The organism is Plectonema cf. radiosum LEGE 06105, from assembly GCF_015207665.1.
Classification (GTDB): Bacteria; Cyanobacteriota; Cyanobacteriia; order Cyanobacteriales; family Nostocaceae; genus Rivularia; species Rivularia radiosa_A.
On the sequence record NZ_JADEWL010000020.1, the window covers coordinates 65,967 to 83,657 of the forward strand.

Annotated in this window: 13 protein-coding genes; 11 read left to right on the forward strand and 2 right to left on the reverse strand. The window is 37.2% G+C overall.

Features of this window, described 5'->3' with window-relative positions; genetic code table 11:
- Positions 1-7 precede the first annotated feature (7 nt).
- The 7 genes from IQ247_RS09305 (at position 8) to IQ247_RS09330 (ending at position 11,978) form a co-directional block, all read left to right on the forward strand.
- Positions 8-1,540 carry a hypothetical protein gene (locus IQ247_RS09305; protein ID WP_193919217.1) on the forward strand — a complete coding sequence of 511 codons (1,533 nt, stop codon included), beginning with the start codon at positions 8-10 and terminating at the stop codon, positions 1,538-1,540.
- 28 nt (positions 1,541-1,568) lie between these two features.
- Positions 1,569-3,953 carry a hypothetical protein gene (locus IQ247_RS09310; protein ID WP_193919219.1) on the forward strand — a complete coding sequence of 795 codons (2,385 nt, stop codon included), beginning with the start codon at positions 1,569-1,571 and terminating at the stop codon, positions 3,951-3,953.
- Positions 3,954-3,955: 2 nt separating this feature from the next.
- Positions 3,956-5,446, forward strand: coding sequence for a hypothetical protein (locus tag IQ247_RS09315; protein WP_193919221.1), 1,491 nt, complete (start codon positions 3,956-3,958; stop codon positions 5,444-5,446).
- Between the two features lie 315 nt (positions 5,447-5,761).
- Positions 5,762-7,438 (forward strand): type IV pilin-like G/H family protein, encoded by a 1,677-nt coding sequence (locus IQ247_RS09320; RefSeq protein WP_193919223.1) that lies wholly within the window; start codon positions 5,762-5,764, stop codon positions 7,436-7,438.
- A 330-nt stretch (positions 7,439-7,768) separates the two neighbouring features.
- Entirely contained in the window at positions 7,769-8,566 is a 798-nt protein-coding gene (locus IQ247_RS32460) for an SNF2-related protein (RefSeq protein ID WP_228059599.1), read from the forward strand.
- Entirely contained in the window at positions 8,539-10,935 is a 2,397-nt protein-coding gene (gene drmD / locus IQ247_RS09325; RefSeq protein ID WP_265579675.1) for a DISARM system SNF2-like helicase DrmD, read from the forward strand. The genes IQ247_RS32460 and drmD overlap by 28 nt, the downstream gene beginning before the upstream one ends.
- 254 nt (positions 10,936-11,189) lie before the next feature.
- On the forward strand, positions 11,190-11,978 hold the full coding sequence (locus IQ247_RS09330) for a DUF4058 family protein (RefSeq protein ID WP_193919225.1): 789 nt from the start codon (positions 11,190-11,192) through the stop codon (positions 11,976-11,978).
- Between the two features lie 46 nt (positions 11,979-12,024).
- On the opposite strand, the gene IQ247_RS09335 is transcribed toward IQ247_RS09330, so the two are convergent.
- Complete coding sequence (locus IQ247_RS09335; protein ID WP_193919227.1) at positions 12,025-12,366, reverse strand: XisI protein; 342 nt, start codon at positions 12,364-12,366, stop codon at positions 12,025-12,027.
- Positions 12,354-12,770: a XisH family protein gene (locus IQ247_RS09340; RefSeq protein ID WP_193919229.1), complete on the reverse strand. Its 417-nt coding sequence runs from the start codon at positions 12,768-12,770 to the stop codon at positions 12,354-12,356. Before IQ247_RS09340 ends, IQ247_RS09335 begins: the two co-directional genes overlap by 13 nt.
- 166 nt (positions 12,771-12,936) lie before the next feature.
- On the opposite strand from IQ247_RS09340, the gene IQ247_RS09345 reads away from it, so the two are divergent.
- The 4 genes from IQ247_RS09345 to IQ247_RS09360 all read left to right on the forward strand — a co-directional run bounded on the left by IQ247_RS09345 (position 12,937) and on the right by IQ247_RS09360 (position 17,584).
- Entirely contained in the window at positions 12,937-13,305 is a 369-nt protein-coding gene (locus tag IQ247_RS09345) for a hypothetical protein (protein ID WP_193919231.1), read from the forward strand.
- Positions 13,265-14,767: a type IIL restriction-modification enzyme MmeI gene (locus IQ247_RS09350; RefSeq protein ID WP_375341221.1), complete on the forward strand. Its 1,503-nt coding sequence runs from the start codon at positions 13,265-13,267 to the stop codon at positions 14,765-14,767. The genes IQ247_RS09345 and IQ247_RS09350 overlap by 41 nt, the downstream gene beginning before the upstream one ends.
- A gap of 70 nt (positions 14,768-14,837) precedes the next feature.
- Entirely contained in the window at positions 14,838-15,443 is a 606-nt protein-coding gene (locus IQ247_RS09355) for an REP-associated tyrosine transposase (RefSeq protein ID WP_193919235.1), read from the forward strand.
- An 89-nt stretch (positions 15,444-15,532) separates the two neighbouring features.
- Entirely contained in the window at positions 15,533-17,584 is a 2,052-nt protein-coding gene (locus tag IQ247_RS09360) for a UvrD-helicase domain-containing protein (protein WP_193919237.1), read from the forward strand.
- Positions 17,585-17,691: the final 107 nt, after the last annotated feature.

A 17,691-nucleotide genomic window follows, 5' to 3' on the forward strand; every position in this document is an offset into this window, starting at 1 on the left:
TGCGAATATGGACTTTAAAAAAGAAACACAGATAATTAACTACAATCCCCGCTCTTCTACTCGCTGGAGCAAGCGACGGTATTTACTTTTACCAGCATGGTGTTATCGAGTAGTTGCACCCAGAGTTAGTAGTAGAAAAATCAATATTCTCGAAAAAGCAGTTTTAGGAATGTGTCGTGTAGGAGCATTTACTGCTGTCCAAATAGGAGAAAAACTCGATATTGGAAGTGATTTGGCTGCGCTGATAATTAAACAGTTATCAGATAGAGGATTTATCAATCGTCAAGGTTTATTAACTGATAAAGGATTAGATATTTTAGAAAAAGAAACCGTATTGACACAAGACTTAGTAGCTGGGTTTATTTTTCAAGATGTTTGGACGGGGGAATTATTTCCACGTTTTATGGAGCGTCAAGAATATATTGATGTGAAATTTAATAATGATGGTTATCCAGATTTAGTATTTGGTACTACAGGAAAGCCAAATTACCAACGAGCCTATATGCCTTTACCTGTAGATAATACAATAAAAAAACAACCTTCTGCATCAGAAATTTTACAAGCAGTTAGAAATCATAGTAAAGCATTACAATATCAAAATTCCGAAGACAGAGAAGATGATGAAGATGCATGGAATTTTGAACAAGTACCTGATTTTAAACGTATATCCTTCGTTGAAGAAGAACCAATTCCTGTATGGCTTTCGACTTTTATTTATTTACCAGAAAACGAATTTACTTCTACAAGTTGGAATATCTGTGACCCTTTTGGATTGGGAGATAGTCCCAGACTCAGGAGAAAGTTAGAAATTCAAATCAAGAAAAATTCTACCTTGAGAGGTTTACAAAAACTTATTCAAGAAATGATTGGTGAATATGCAGATGAATCGGGTACAGATTTTAATAATTTTATGCAAATGATTAACGAGGACGCAGAATTGATAGTTGAAGAAAAATTAACTTTAGATATACGCAAGTGGGATAGTTTATTTGATGATTTAGTAGCTATGGAAAGAAATCATATCCAAGCCAATAATCTAGATAATCAAAAGTATTTAGTTGATAAATTAGATGACATTTTGATAAAAGCTCAGAAAGCGGTGGAAAAAGTTTTCCTAATTATTAGGAATAAATATGCCACAAATGATAATTGGAAAATAATATCTAAAAATGACAGAGAATATAACAAAAGTATTCTTAACGGAATTGCGGATAAATTAGGTTTTGATATACTTCTTCCTAATTCTTTACTCTACGTTAAGTGGGGAAAAATCAAGTCTGCTAGTGATTATGGTGAAGGTTCTTTACGCTCTCATCTTTTAGCTGCTTTATTAACTGCTCGGAATGATAGTAATCATCCCTTATATTTGGTAGCTCAAAAAGCACCAGATATGTTAAAAAGATTAAATAGGTTGGCTGAATTACGTGATAAAAGTGGTCATTCTACAAGCCAACAATTACAATTACTAGAAGTATCGCAACAAATATCGACAGTTTATGATTTTGTTGCCAGGATGTTAAAACTTAACTATCAACTATAGATGACTTTTATAATTAACTATAATTTTTATGAGTAATTCAAAAAATCGCCATAAATCGGGAAATCTACCTTCTGAACCCAAATCATCCGTATCATCAAGTTCTGCCAAAGCTGTATCTGCTGGAGATAAACTATCTGAAGAACAGATTAATACTTTAGAAGAACAAGCCAAAGAACAAATTACAGAAGAACAAATATCATCTGCTAACACTTCAACACCGACTAATGATTTTAAACTAGAAGATTGTTGGAAGCAGGCTAAAATGTTTGAAACAGCTATAGGAAATATTCAAGCTAAAGAAGAACAGATAGAAACCAAAATTAAAGAATTAGATGAGGATAAATTACAGTTAGAATTAAAAAAGGAAGAAATCAATAAAAGAAATAAAGAATTAATTGAAATTCGAGAAAAACTCAATCAGCGTGCAGCAGAATTAAGCCAGTTAGAAAGACAACTTCGCGAACGTGAGTTAAATGCAGAAGCAGGTTTTATCAAACAAAATCGCACTGCTTTAGCTGAACTTGAAAATCAAAGTAAAGAATTGAGTCATGTACGGGAACAACTGTATCAAGATATTGCTGAAACTCGAAAAAAGTTAGATATTGAAATTGCTCAAAAGCGTACATTCATAGGAAAAGAAATTGCTGAAAAAGAGCAAGAAATAGAAACAGCGCGAATGCGAATAGATAATCAGCGAAAACAGTTACGACTTGAACAAAGAAAGTTGGAAACCGAGCGAGAATTACTTGAAGAAGATAAGCAAGCTTTGTCAGATAAAGTTGAACAAAAATCAGCAGCAGAAAAGGAAGAATTAAAATATCAAATTGAGAGATTAAAAGAACGTCTAAAACTAGCTCAACAATTACAAAATGAGTCTGAGATTGAACTTAATCGACGACAAGAAGCAGACAGAAGATTTGGGCAAAAAACTCCTGACGAAATTCTGGAAGAATTAGAAAATTTACGACGCGAAAAAGCCGCACTAGAACAAAAACTTGCATCAAAACTCAGCGATACTGCTGCTGCTAGATTGCAAGAATTAGAATCACAACTTGAAGTTTGGGAAACAGAACGCTTTCGACTCAGTACCCGATTACAAGAACTCCAAAGGAGCGTTACTTCTAACCGTATCGCCGTCACGGAATTGGAGACTCTACGAGACGAAAAAGAAGCATTAGACGCAAGGAATACTCGTCTCAAAATAGCTTTAGATGAGTTAAAAAAAGAAGTAGATGAAGCTGTATCTGATTCTAAAAATAAAAGTCCATTTCCTGAATGCTTTAGAATGGATGCTGATGCGAGATTGCAAAGAGAAATTCCGCTTTACGAGCATATTCCCAACTTAGAACAATTTGCTGAAGATTTGCGATCGCGTATTGCATTATCTCCTACAATGCTCGATAAAAATACTCAAAAGCGACTATATTACTCCAAACGGGATGTTAGAGCTTTTCTGGCTGGTTTAGCAATGAGTCAGTTACATATTCTCCAAGGTATTAGCGGTACGGGAAAAACCAGCTTACCCGTTGCTTTTGCTCGTGCTACTGGTGGTGATTATAAGTTAGTGGAAGTACAAGCAGGTTGGCGCGATCGCCAAGACCTGATAGGATATTTTAATGCTTTTGAAGGAAAGTTTTACGAGTCCGATTTTCTCCAAGCTTTGTATGAAGCTCAATGTCCAAGCAATCGCGAACGAATTTACATCATCATACTTGATGAAATGAATCTTTCGCGACCCGAACAATACTTTGCCGATTTTCTTTCCAAACTCGAACAAGATTCCCCGACAATTGGTTTAACAACAGATTTAGATAAACCATCTCCTCAGTTATTTCAAAATCAAAACAGACTTGCAATTCCTCCCAACGTTTGGTTTGTCGGAACTGCAAACCAAGATGAAACAACTTTGGAATTTGCTGATAAAACTTACGACCGTTCCCATATCATGGAATTACAGCGTCGTCATGATGCAAGTTTTAATCTACCAAAACAATTAGAAGCGAGAAATCCCATCTCTCATCAAGCTTTAATAAAGTCCTTCAATCGCGCACAAACAAAGTATGCATCTGAAGCATCTCAAGTTTATAAATTCTTAAACGATACCTTCGCAGACTTTCTCGAACGCCGATTTAAAGTAGGTTGGGGGAATCGATTGGAACGACAAATCAAAGATTTTGTCCCCGTAGTCATTGCAGCAGGAGGAACCAAAGGTGAAGCTTGCGATCAGATATTAGCCACTAAAATATTACGAAAAATTCGCGATCGCCACGATACCCCATCAAGCGATTTAAGAAAGCTCAAGGATGATTTATTAGGATACTGGTCGATGATTGATTCACAAACACAACCAGAACAATCCGTAGCGATTATTGATGCAGAGATACGCAGACTTGAGCCAGGGGAGGAATATTAACTATGTTGTTTTATAATCGCCTTACGGGAGAAACTACGAAGCAACTCCCCGAAAAAATTATTCTAGGTCAATGGCAAGTTATTACAGATTCAGAAAGAGTATTTCTGAATACTTGCAAACTAAACATAAATTCCAGAGAATATATTTTTCCTGACTTAGCCAATCGTTGCTCAATACGTTCTGATGACGGTAAAACTATTGAAATAAAATTTTCTAAATGGCAATATCCTTCAGATACACTATTTGAAAGCTTACAATTTTTTGATTCTGAGCTACAAAAAATTATATCTAACCCAGCCAGTTGGAATGATTTAGTAAAACTACCGCCATTAATACCAGAAATAGAAGAAAAAATTAATATACAATCGTTAGAAATAACAACAAAAAAGCATTTGGGACATATTGAAGAAGTTTGTCGTCGTCCTCGAAGCTACTTGAAGATGGAAACCGAGAGATTACCAGTGTCTCGCGCTCAAAGAATTTCTCCTCATACTGCTGAATTTCTATCTTCCCACACAGAAGATTGGGAAAGGCGAACTTTTTGCTCTGTTGTTCCCAAACGAATTCTTTGTATGGTCAAAGAAGAGTTATTAGATATTTATGAAAACAAAGTTACCGTCAAACTTATTGATAACTTATTAATATATATAAAACACCGTATTCAACAAGTAAAAGCTCTGCAACAACAATTTGAAGAAGCTGAATATTTATCTGGTACAATTAGCGATATTCACTGGAGAAATCTAAACCGTATATGTACGCTGTGGGGAAATGATTATGATGGTGCAGCAGAATTAAAAAAAGCACAAACAACATTACAAGAATTATCACAATTAAAATATAAATTACAAGGTTTGATGGGAAGCGATTTGTACAAAGCTATTCCGCAACGCACGGTGGTAGCAAATACCCTCAAAAGGACTAATATTTTAGTTAATGACCAACATTATCGGTATGTTGATTTGTTATGGAGAGAATGGAGTCGAATCAATAGCGGACAAATCAAAAACTCTCGGCAAATATTTGAAGAAAATCAAAAGCTTTTACGCGGATTTGAATCCTTTTGTCTCCTCTTAATCGGATTGGCTTTAACCGGAGACGAGAGTAATGATAATAAAGGATTTGGTTTTAAAGCTGTTAAGAATCAAATTCCTACACGCAATGGTAAAGATATCCTATTTCAAGGAACATTAGGTAACGTATACTTAACTTGGCTTGAAGATGGTTCCTTTTTGCTCAAATCAGATGCAATTAAAGATTTGCATTTAGTACCAATATTGGCAAATCTTACCGCTACCGATAATTCCCAAACAATTACATCTATCCTTGAAAGCTTTTCTCATAACATTAAAAATAGCAACCAATATCAAACTATTATTCTTTATCCCGGAACGGAAGAAGAGAGGTTGTGCCAAGAAGTATGCTTATATTCTGACAACAAAGGTAGAAGGAGACAATCGTCAACCCGGTTGGGTAGAAAGAACTTTTGGTAGAGATGTTCTTAGCGTTCCTTGCTGGATGAAAGATAACCATAATGCTTTTATCTGTCCCCATTGTGGAGTATGCAGTCAATCCGCTTCTAGTGAAGGTAAAAATTGCGATCGCTGTCAATAATTAATTAATTGATTGATTGATTTATTTATTAAACTATTTAAATTTGCGGTTATTTCTGATTACGTGATTATTTCATTCAAGTGAAAACACGGTAATGTTGATAATTTGGCTGAAATATTGTAAATAATGTTACTTCTTTCTTCAATTAGGGAATATTAAGTTTATAAATACTTATTAAAAATTTAGTTTAACTAATGATGTCACAGCAAAATATTTTAGAGCTAGCAAAGCAGGGTGATGCTCAAGCAATAGCATCTTTAATGAATCGGCAATTACAACCCAAAGGAATAACCGCGAAAGCAACTGTTGATAATTCTTGCTTACAAATTATGCTACTCTCTGATGAAACTCTAAACCAACAAGCTTTAGTGGAGTTTATTCGCAAAGGATTAACTGGATTAAAGATTATATCAATTGGGAAAGTAAAAATTTTTGCAAAAAAGATAGGAGAAGATTTCCCCGCTTGGAGTCAGGATTTAATTATAAATGGTAGTCAATTTGAAATAGTAACTCCAATTAAAACTTCACAAGAAGACTTAAAAGAGCAAGCAAAGCTTGGAGATACTAATGCTATATCATCACTTTTAAATCAATCTCTACAATCCAAAAATGTTACTGTAAAAACTAGCTTGAAAGGAGATAGTTTAAATGTGATGTTGGAGTCAGATGATATTCCCAATGAGGCTTGTGTAACTTTAGTCCGTAGGGAAGTTGTCATGCTAAAATCTACATTAATAAATGAAGTCCATGTTTACGCAAAACAACGCAACAGTGATTTTCCAGCATGGTCAAAAGAAATTAATTTATCAGAGCAAAGTTATTCTACACAATCTGTAGCAACCTCTTCAAAACCAAATTCGCATAATATATCTATTACTATTAATGATAAAGTAATTAATCTAAATAACGTAGAATCTGTAAAAATTGCCAAAGCATCAGTAATTGTAGGTGCAGTTATTTTAGCAATAGGAGTTTTTTGCCCTATTGTCAGCGCTCCTATTATTGGTACTCTTAACTATTTCCATAATGGAAACGGTGATGGGGTAATTTTACTAATATTATCTGCTATTTCTATCTTTTTAGTGCTGAAACACGAATTTAGATACTTATGGTGGACGGGGTTTGCTTCACTGGGTGTCACAATTCTCGGTTTTCTCGGCTTTCAATGGAAATTATCTGAGATTAAATCGAGTATGGAATCGGAACTACAAGGTAATCCATTCAGAGGTTTGGCTGATGCTACTGTAAACTCGATTCAATTACAGTGGGGTTGGTTGGTTATTCTGCTTGGTATCGGGTTAATTCTTGCTGGAGTTTACTTTTATGAAAGGCAAAATATAAATAAATCGGGATACGTCAATTATTTATTAGATTTAATCAATTTTAGAAAATCTAAAAAAGCATATTTATTTGCAGGATTGGTTGTGATTGGGTTAGTTTTACCTAAAGTATTCGTTGGAATAAAAGCTCAAGCAGAATATCGAGAAGTAGCATCAAAAGCAAAACAATCAGAAGCGAAAACATATATCGGCTCAATAAATCGAGGACAACAAATAATGCTATTAGAGAAAGATAGATTTTCTGCCTATTTAACAGAATTAGAATTAGGAATTGCTTCCGAAACAGATAACTACAATTACAATATCACTAAGGCGGATACTTCATCAGCAATAGCAACTGCAACAGCTAAAGAAAATGGCATGAAAAGCTATATAGGTGCAGTATTTATGGTTAAAGACAGTGAGTATGACTTTGATACAACTAAAGCTGTTATTTGTGAAACAAATTCTGCTTCTAAAACTCCTCCTGAGAATCCTCAGTTACTAGGAGAAGATATTCAATGTGCAAAAGGTTCCAAGAAATTAAACTGATAAATAGCACTTGCTATTTTTGGTAGCATTAAACTATCTTCACAAATGTACTGTAAAAAGTAGGTATCTACTTTCTCCCAAAGTCTCATTCAACCACAAGCATGCTTTACTCTAAGGTAAAAATTGCGTTCGCTCTCAAAGTTCTTAACTTTTAGAGAAATATTGTAATAGCGCTACAGTAGCTTGTGTTAAAGCACTATTACAAACGAAGATTTAATTTATAATTTCTTTCTCTATACATTCGTTAAGTACTATCGCGCAATAATAAAGTATCTGTTAGATATAAAATTCTAGTAACTTATAACTAACCTCACCTATAATTATCTAATTATGAGCATTGTCAGAACTATTCCCGAACAAGGTCAACTTGTAAATGTTCGTTCCCGTCAGTATGTAGTATCGGATGTTCGCAATAGTACTTTAACTGCTGGTACTATGCCTATTGGCGTGAAAAAAGTTCAGCATTTGGTCAGTTTATATGCGGTGGATGATAATGCTTTGGGTGAGGATTTACAAGTTGTTTGGGAGCTGGAGCCGGGAGCTTATGTTTATGAGAAGATGGAGTTACCCGTACCTAATGGTTTTGATGAACCAGTGCGGTTAGATGCGTTTTTGGATGCGGTGAGGTGGGGTGCTGCTTCTACTGCTGATATTCGCACGGTGCAGTCTCCGTTTCGCAGCGGTATTGATATTGAAGATTATCAACTCGATCCGGTGGTGAGAGCGATACAAATGCCTCGGGTAAATTTACTGATTGCCGATGATGTGGGTTTGGGGAAAACCATTGAAGCAGGGTTGGTAGCGCAGGAGTTGATCATTCGCGATCGCACTCGTCGGATTGTGATTATTTGTCCTTCTTCGTTACAGGTACAGTGGTTGGAACAAATGCGGGATAAATTCGGTTTGGATTTTCGCATTGTTGATAGTAATTTAATGAAGGAGTTACGACGGAAGCGGGGAATCCACGTTAATCCTTGGCAGCATTTCCCCAGATTGATTACTTCCATCGACTTTTTGAAACGCGATACGCGAAGCGTCGCCCTTCGGGCTATCGCGCTTTACGTTTGTTTCGGGAGGTGTTACCGGGGGAAGGGGAACCGATGTATCCCAGACGTTTCGATTTGTTGATTGTGGATGAAGCTCACAATGTCGCACCTTCTGCGGGGGGACGTTATGCTGTAGACTCGTTAAGGACTGCTGCGATTCGGCTTTTGGTTCCGCATTTTGAACACAAGTTATTTTTAACGGCTACTCCTCACAACGGTTATCCTGAAAGTTTTACGGCTTTGTTAGAGTTACTTGATTCTCAGCGTTTTGCTCGCGGTGTGGTACCGGATAGGAAGCAGCTTCAAGTTGTGATGGTACGACGATTAAAGTCGGAAATGAAGGATTGGGATGGTTCTAATAAATTTCCCGCTCGTAAGTTGGAAGCTATAGCGGTAGATTATTCAGATGTGGAGCGTGGGGTACATTCTGCGTTGAAGCGTTATGCGGAATTACGAAATCAAGGCGCTGCGGATAATACGGAAAAGTATGCCATTGAATTTGTATTAAAGTTACTCAAAAAAAGATTGTTTTCTTCTCCCCAAGCTTTTGCAAATACTTTGACGCAGCATCAATATTCTTTGACGAATGCTCGCAAGCGCAAAAAAACGAGTTTATCGCAGCCGAATGTGGGAATTTTACGCCGTCAATTGTCGCAAATTGAAGAAGATTTTGCTGACGATGATATTTATGAAGAATCGACGGATGAAGCGATTACTACTACAACCAGGTTGTTTCGAGAATTAACTGGTGAGGAACAAGATTTACTGCGACAAATGCAAGAATGGGCGGAAACGGCTTCGAGAAAGGCTGATGCTAAAGCAAGAGAGTTATTAAATTGGATTCATCTTTATATTAAACCCGATGGTAAATGGTCGAAGGAAAGGGTGATAATATTTACCGAATATCGAGCTACGCAGAAATGGCTGTATCAATTACTGGCTGGGGAAGGATTTGTCGAAGGTGAACGTTTGATGTCGCTTTACGGGGGAATGAATTCCGATGACAGGGAAAAGGTAAAAGCAGCGTTTCAAGCATCACCAGATATTTCCCCGGTACGGATTTTATTAGCGACGGATGCAGCAAGTGAAGGTTTGGATTTACAAAATCACTGTCACCGTTTGATTCACTACGAAATTCCTTGGAATCCTAACCGCATGGAACAGCGAAATGGTAGAATTGACCGTCACGGGCAAAAAGCGAATGAGGTTTTAATTTATCATTTCGTTGGTAAGGGTTACAAGGAAAGCGCTACCATCGGAATTCGTCCTGGGGAATTAGAAGGGGATTTAGAATTCTTGATGAGAGCTGCATTGAAGGTTAATAATATCAGGGAAGATTTAGGAAAAGTTGGTCCGGTAATTGCATCTCAGGTGGAAGAAGCGATGTTGGGATATCGCAGCGTGTTGGATACTAGCAGTGCGGAAAGCGAATCGGAATCCGTGCGACGAATGTTGAAATTTGAGCGCAAGGTAAGGGAAGAAATTGATAAATTGCGGGAACAGTTACAGGAAACTCGCGAGCATTTACGTTTGACACCAGACAATATTGAAATGGTAGTAAAAGTTGGTTTAGAAATAGCCCAGCAGCCAGCTTTAATACCTGTAGAAGGAATTGGTGGGAGATTCCATTTACCACCATTAAAAAGCAGTTGGGCTGTATGTAGCGAAGGTTTAGCTCATCCCCACACCAAAGAAATTCGTCCCCTTGTATTCGATCCAGAATTAGCTCACGGTAGAGATGATGTAGTATTAGCGCATTTGAATCATCGTTTAGTGCAAATGTGTTTGCGTTTGTTACGTGCCGAGGTATGGTCAAAGGAAGGTAAAAAAGGATTGCATCGAGTTACGGCAAGATTAGTTCCTAATTCAGCTTTAGAAGCCCCTGCGGTTATAGCATACGGTAGATTAGTAATTTTAGGAAGCGACCAACAGCGACTACACGAACAGGTAATTACAGCAGGAGGATTATTAAAAGAAGGGAAATTTAAACGGATGGGTGTAATGGAAGTACAGAAAGCTTTAAACGCAGCATTACCCGATATAGCACCGGAAAGTATTAGAGAAAAACTCGTGCAACTGTGGGATAAAAATTCCGAAGCATTAATGCAATCCTTACAGAAACGTAAAGAAGAAAGAGCGCAAAGCTTGCAAAATCAATTAGATAAACGAGCCGAAAAAGAAATAGAAGATATTACAGCGATATTAACAGAATTACAGCGGAGTATTACCGAGGAATTGAACGAACCAGAATACAAACAGTTAGAATTATTCAATACAAATGAAAAAGAACAATTTGAGCGTAATATCAATAGTTTAAAAGTAAGGTTAGAGCAAATCCCAGCAGAAATTGAGCGAGAAGTAGCAGCAATCGAAGCCAGATTTGCCAATCCCACACCAAGGTTGTTTCCCCTAGCAGTAACTTACTTAGTTCCCCAGAAATTAGTGAAATAGTTCGTAGTGAGGGATTTATCCCTCTCATATTCAAATTGTAGGGTGTGTCACGGCGACGAAGATATATGATAGTTTGAGTAAATTATAATTTGCTGTGGCGCACCAACCCCCGTATTGTGACAATCGTGTCAGTACTGAATAAAATATCAACCAACCGCAAAATCCGTAAATTAAGGTAAGGGATAAATCCTTTACTACGAGCAAAATAATTTGAGATAAAATCGAAGAATCGCTTACTTGTGGAGAGTAAAGTCATGAATTCTCCGTTTCCAGGAATGAATCCTTATTTAGAAAATAATGTATTTTGGTCGGAAGTGCATCATAGACTAATTACAGCTATAGCTGATGCGATCGAAGTCAATATTCCTCCACAATATCGAGTTGCAATCGAACAACGTACTTATTTAAGCGATGATTCGGATTCGGTTTTGGTGGGTATTCCTGATGTTGCTGTTTTTTCTCAAAAAGATAAATTACCTCACCATTCGTTAGTTAAAACAGAAGTTTCTGCATCAGAAGGTGTTACAGTAACAATGCCGATACCGGAAAATGTTAAGGAAAGTTATTTAGAAATAAGAGAAGTTGCGACGGGTTTTGTTGTTACTACAATAGAAATTTTATCTCCTAAAAATAAGCGTGCTGGTGAAGGAAGAAAAGCATACGAACGCAAACGAAAACAAGTTTTAGCAAGTCTTTCTCATCTTATAGAAATTGATTTACTTAGAAATGGAAAACCAATGGCTGTTTTAGAAGATATTAAGCCAACTGATTATCGCATCATTGTCAGTAGAAGCGAGCTTCGTCCTCAAGCTAAGTTGTACGGTTTTAGCGTTAGAGAACCCATTCCCACTTTTTCATTACCTTTGCAGTCAGAAGATACAGAAATAATTTTAGATTTACAATCTTTACTTAATGGTATTTACAATCGCGCTAGATATTACCTAAGTATTGATTATAATCAAGACCCGGTACCTTCATTAAAATCAGAAGATAAAAGTTGGCTTGATACGCTTTTACGAGAGAAAGGTTTACGTAATAAATAGTTTTATGTGAAATAGTTCGTAGTGAGGGATTTATCCCTCTCAAAAATTAAGCTACTCCATAACCCGTATAAGGACGTTTATAACTTGGATGCAAACCAATAACAATGTCCTCTTTGGGTATACCCATTTCCACCAAATTTTGCGCCAAATCAGCTTCCGTCATGTTGCGCTGAATCCAAACTTTACCATCTTTGATATCTATATGGATGAAACAGTTATAAACTCGTTTAAGACCATCCCAGCCAATATCAAGAAGTTGATAATGGTCATGCTCTGTGTCAAAAATCAACTGACATTCAATCTCATTAGAAGGATTATTTTCTTCTAGCTTGGCATGATTATTTAGTAATTCACGAACAAACAATCGATATTGCTCTAATTTCTCCATTCGACGACTACCTCTTGAACAGGATCGTAGACGATCAATTTTACTTGATAAAGATTAACTGCTTCTTGAGTAAACTTTTCCTGAAAAAATGATTCAAATGTATCAATCGGAACCGCTAAATACAGCATTCTATCCGATTCGCTCATTTGTAATGCTAGACGATAATTTAAAAATTGACCTAGTGCAGCATGAAAATCTGTAATTACTGAAGCATTAAGGAAACTTTTGATTTCAACTGCTATCTTCTGTCCTGCTTTTTGAGCCGCTAAAACTTTGTCTGCTGCTAAATCTATCTCTAGCTTGACACCTTCAATTTTAATTTTTAATGGGTCTGCTGTGATAACCCAGTCTTCTTTCAAAAGTGCTTGTTTTACAGCATCATGGAATAAGTCGCGAGCAGCCATTACTTTTTCTACAATTTCTAGGATTATTATCCATCAATTTGATAATAACTCAGTTCGTAGTGAGGGATTTATCCCTCTCATTCAAACAAGTAAGGGATAAATCCCTTACTACGAGCGAATGTTGTAAAATTTGTAACTACCACCATTGATAATTGTTAACTGATAAATGTCTACTCCCCGTCATCACGCTGAATGGTTATCTTTAGTTGAAGCAAACGGTCCTTTTTTAAGTTTACCCGTGCTTTTAAAGGCTTTTCCCAATGGTTTGGATGCTCACGAACCGGAACATTTTAAGTTATTACGGTTGGCTTATGAGGAATATCTTGATGCTGAAGAGGAACCCGCGATTCATCGGGCTTGGGTAGATTTTATACTGCGCGAAACCTTAGAATTCCCCGACGAGGTTTTATTAACCGGACAAGCTATTCCCACAACAATTTCCGCTACCATTGCCGAACAAGGAGAAACCCTACGTCCGGATTACATAGTTTGTAGTGAGGGATTCATCCCTCTCATTGAAGAAAGAAAGGGATAAATCCCTTACTACGAGCAAGGGTTTTTCTGCGATTGTGGGAAATCCCCCGTTTATGGGTGGGAAAAAAATTACTGGTGCTTTGGGTACGGATTATCGCGATTTTATCGTTAAATGGATTGCAAATAACGAACGCGGTAATGCCGATATTTGTGCTTACTTTTTCTTACGTGCTAAGAATTTATTAGATATCAACGGTGGATTTGGGTTAATCGCTACGAATACTATAGCCCAAGGTGATACCCGCGAAGTTGCTTTAGATCGGTTAGTTGCTGATAAATGCGTTATTCCCCGTGCTGTACCGAGTAGAAAATGGGAAGGTAGCGCAAATTTAGAAGTTGCTCATGTCTGGTTGCGACAAGGTGATTGGCAGGGTAAATTTTATTTGGATGATAAAGCAGTTAATGGAATTACACCGTTTTTGACTGTTCCGGGGAAAGCTGTTGGTAAACCTGAGAAGTTAGTAGCAAATCAAGGAAAATCTTTTATTGGTTCGTATGTGCTAGGAATGGGTTTTGTTTTACAACCAGAGGAAGCACAAGCATTAATTGAAAAAGATGCAAAAAATAAAGATGTTTTATTTCCTTATTTAAATGGTGAGGATTTAAATACTAATTTCGATCAATCTCCGAGTCGTTGGGTGATAAATTTTAAAGATTGGGCTTTAGAAGAAGCTGAAAATTATCCAGAGTGCATACAAATTTTACGAGAAAGAGTATTTCCTGAAAGACAAAAAAATAATGACAAAAATGTCCGTAAAAATTGGTGGCGATTTAAACGTATAGCAGTAGATTTACAAAAGGCGATCGCAAATCTAAAACAGGTGTTAGTTGTTGCAATTGTCAGTAGAACAGTAGCATTTACTTTTGTTTCAGCAAATCAAGTTTTTGCTCACAAATTAGCTGTTTTTGTATTTGAAAATAATTCATATTTTAGTATCCTTCAATCAAGCTTTCATTATCATTGGGCTTGGAATTATAGTTCAACAATGAAAACTGACCTTAACTATTCCCCTACAGATGTCTTTGAAACCTTCCCCTTCCCCGAATCAACCACAAACCTAGAAACCATCGGCCAAAAATACCACAACCACCGCCAAAATATCATGCTTGCTCGTCAAGAAGGCTTAACCAAAACCTACAACCGCTTCCACAACCCGGAAGAAACAGCAACGGATATTCAACAACTGCGGGATTTACACGTAGAAATGGATAACGCGGTTGCAACTGCTTATGGTTGGACGGATTTGGAATTAGAACACGGTTTCCACGATACCAAACAAGGATTGCGCTACACCATCAGCGAAACTGCGAGAAGGGAAGTTCTTGATAGATTATTGCAGTTAAATCATCAGAGATATAAGGAAGAGGTAGCGCAAGGTTTGCATGATAAGAAGAAGGGGAAGGGGAAGAAGAAAGCGGAAGTTAAATCGGATGATGGGAATGGACAGTTGAGTTTGTTTTAGATATAAAAATAATAAGGGATAAATCCCTTACTACAAGCTCGTAGTGAGGGATTTATCCCTCATCTTAATTATGTACGAATATCGCAAATTAACACCAGAACAAAAAGCAGAGTTAGTCGCAGAAAGATTAAAGCGGGGTTATCCTCCTCATTCTCCACCACATCCGATTCAAGATAGGGAATATTATTTGTTAACGGCTGCTTGTTACGAACATAAGCATTATTTAAACCCATCCCGTCGTCAATATTTATTAAATTTGATTTTTGAAAGGTTTATTCAAAGCGATGTAGAAATTAGAGCTTGGGTTGTTCTACCCAATCATTATCATTTATTGGTTCGTGTTGATGATTTTAAGGTTTTGGGTAGTTTGTTTCACCGAATACATGGTAATACCGCTCGTGCATGGAATCTGGAAGATAAGGTTAGTCAACGTCAAGTTTGGTATAGCTGGAGCGATAGAGCTATTCGTTCGGAGCGACATTATTATGCAACGCTCAATTATATTCATTACAACCCGATTAAGCATGGTTATGTGAGTTCGGGTTATGAGTGGGAGGATTGCAGTGTTCATTGGTATTTTGCTGAGTATGGGAGAGAGTGGTTGCGGGATTCTTGGGTGAATTATCCTGTGAATAATTATGGTGGGGGATGGGATTGTTTTGATTTGGATAAGTAAGTTGGGTTATATGAGGGATAAATATTTTACTATGGAGTTTGGGTAAGGGATAAATCCCTTACTACGAGCTTTATGTGTAAATTAGTTTTATGAATTACGAGATTATCCACAAACCAACTTTCACTAATCAACTCTTGGGAATCCCTAAAGAGTATGTGGTGCAAATATTGGAGAAGATTGAGTTTTTACGCGATGATCCGAAGCCGAAGGGTAATTTGAAGAAAAAGTTACACGGTTACAAGGAAAAGATTTATCGGTTGCGGTCTGGGGTTTATCGAATTATTTATACTTATGGTGATGGGTGGGTGATTCTGCTTGGTGTGGATGCTCGGAAGGATGTTTATAAGGGTAGTAAGTTAGTTACTGAAACGACTGAGTTGGATGTTAACTGTTTACCGGATGTGGATGGTTTATTAACTGTTACACCAAGTCATACCGTTACAAATCCAGTTGTGGAAACTGCTTCTACGGAATTACCTGTTCAGTTAACGGATGATTTACTTAAACGGTTGTTTGTACCGGAGGATTTTTGGCAGGTTTTGAAAGGTTGTCGGACTTTGGATGATTTAACTAATGCTGAAATTCCGGATGAGGTGAGAGATAGGGTTTTTGATTGTGTTGCTCAACCCAATTTTGACCGAGTTCTCAATCAACCAGATTTTATCACTGGTAGCACTGATGATTTATTGAAGTTTACTGAAGGTGAGTTACTGGGTTTTCTATTGAAGTTGAATCCAGAACAAGAAAAGTATGTAAATTGGGCTATTAATGCTTCTGGTCCTAGTTTACTAAAAGGTGGTCCGGGTACGGGAAAAAGTACGGTTGCTTTATATCGAACTCGCGCTATTTTGGAAACTCTGCAAAATCAAGGTGTTTCCCAACCGAAGATTTTATTTACGACTTATACTAATGCTTTGATAAGTTTCTCTCAACAGCTTTTAACCAGACTTTTGGGAGATGATGTTAAATATGTGGATGTGAAAACTGCGGATTCAATTGCAAATTCTTTGATTTACGCGGGTAATTCCCAATCTGAATATAAACTAGCTACAGCGACAGATTTAAGAAAGTTGCTCAAACAAGCTTTGAAAGAAGTTGCAGACAATTTTGCAGGTAATTTACTCAAACGTCAGGCTCAAAAGCGAACTTTAGAAAATCTTACGGTAGATTATCTCATCGATGAAATTAATTCGGTAATTGAAGCCAGAGAAATTACAAGTTTAGAAGATTACCAAAATACCCCAAGAAGCGGGAGAGAAATTTCCCTTAACAAAACTCAACGTCAAGCAGTTTGGCATTTACGAGAACATTTTTATAAATTAATAGCAGAAAATAATCTTAAAACTTGGCATCAACACCGCACTCAGGCTTTAGATATTTTACGCGAAATGGAGAATCCCCCCGTATATGATGCGGTGATAGTTGACGAAGCGCAAGATTTAGATCCAAATACTTTACGATTGCTTACCCAACTGTGTCGTCATCCCAATCGTTTATTTATCACCGCAGACGCAAATCAATCAATATACGGAAGCAGTTTCCGCTGGAATGACATCCATCAAGATTTAAAATTTGTCGGACGTACAGGAATACTAAAAGTCAATCATCGTACCACCCGCGAAATCAATGAAGCTGCTTATTCCTTCTTAGCAACTTCCACCTTAGAAGACGAAACCGAAAGTAAAAATAACACCTTAATTAGAGAATACATTAATAACGGTCCCCCACCAGCAGTAAGAGCCGTTACAAACGCAGTTGACGAAGCCGAATTACTGATGCGGTTTTGCAAAACAGCCGCTCGTGAATTCCGTTTGGGGACAAGTGCTTGCGCGATTCTCACACCCACAGAAGATGCGGGAGAGAAAATAGCCAGTCAACTAGATTACCTGGGTTTACCAGCAACCTTCATGTCGAGTAAAAACCTAGATTTAAACTTAAAAAAAGTCAAAGTTGTGACATTAAAAGCCGCAAAAGGTTTAGAATTTCCGATAGTGTGTATAGCCGGATTTTTGAATGCAGCTTACCCCAAGTTTAATAAAAATACCCCAGAAGACGAAATTGCCGAAATTCTTAAACGAGAGCGTCGCAGTTTATTCGTAGGAATGACAAGAGCAATGCGAGGTGCGGCTCGTTCTAACTAGGAGCCTTCCTAAACAGAAGGGGTATAAGTTAGGTATAACTGATTAAAAGGTTATATAACTGTTTCTCGGATGTGGGTGATAGGCGTAAGCCGAGGCGAAGCCTTGAG

Coding starts and splice junctions, on each gene's coding strand:
- IQ247_RS09305 (WP_193919217.1), top strand. CDS start 8: ATGGACTTTAAAAAAGAAACACAGATAATTAACTACAATCCCCGCTCT.
- IQ247_RS09310 (WP_193919219.1), top strand. CDS start 1,569: ATGAGTAATTCAAAAAATCGCCATAAATCGGGAAATCTACCTTCTGAA.
- IQ247_RS09315 (WP_193919221.1), top strand. CDS start 3,956: ATGTTGTTTTATAATCGCCTTACGGGAGAAACTACGAAGCAACTCCCC.
- IQ247_RS09320 (WP_193919223.1), top strand. CDS start 5,762: ATGATGTCACAGCAAAATATTTTAGAGCTAGCAAAGCAGGGTGATGCT.
- IQ247_RS32460 (WP_228059599.1), top strand. CDS start 7,769: ATGAGCATTGTCAGAACTATTCCCGAACAAGGTCAACTTGTAAATGTT.
- drmD (WP_265579675.1), top strand. CDS start 8,539: ATGTATCCCAGACGTTTCGATTTGTTGATTGTGGATGAAGCTCACAAT.
- IQ247_RS09330 (WP_193919225.1), top strand. CDS start 11,190: ATGAATTCTCCGTTTCCAGGAATGAATCCTTATTTAGAAAATAATGTA.
- IQ247_RS09335 (WP_193919227.1), bottom strand. CDS start 12,366: ATGGAGAAATTAGAGCAATATCGATTGTTTGTTCGTGAATTACTAAAT.
- IQ247_RS09340 (WP_193919229.1), bottom strand. CDS start 12,770: ATGGCTGCTCGCGACTTATTCCATGATGCTGTAAAACAAGCACTTTTG.
- IQ247_RS09345 (WP_193919231.1), top strand. CDS start 12,937: ATGTCTACTCCCCGTCATCACGCTGAATGGTTATCTTTAGTTGAAGCA.
- IQ247_RS09355 (WP_193919235.1), top strand. CDS start 14,838: ATGTACGAATATCGCAAATTAACACCAGAACAAAAAGCAGAGTTAGTC.
- IQ247_RS09360 (WP_193919237.1), top strand. CDS start 15,533: ATGAATTACGAGATTATCCACAAACCAACTTTCACTAATCAACTCTTG.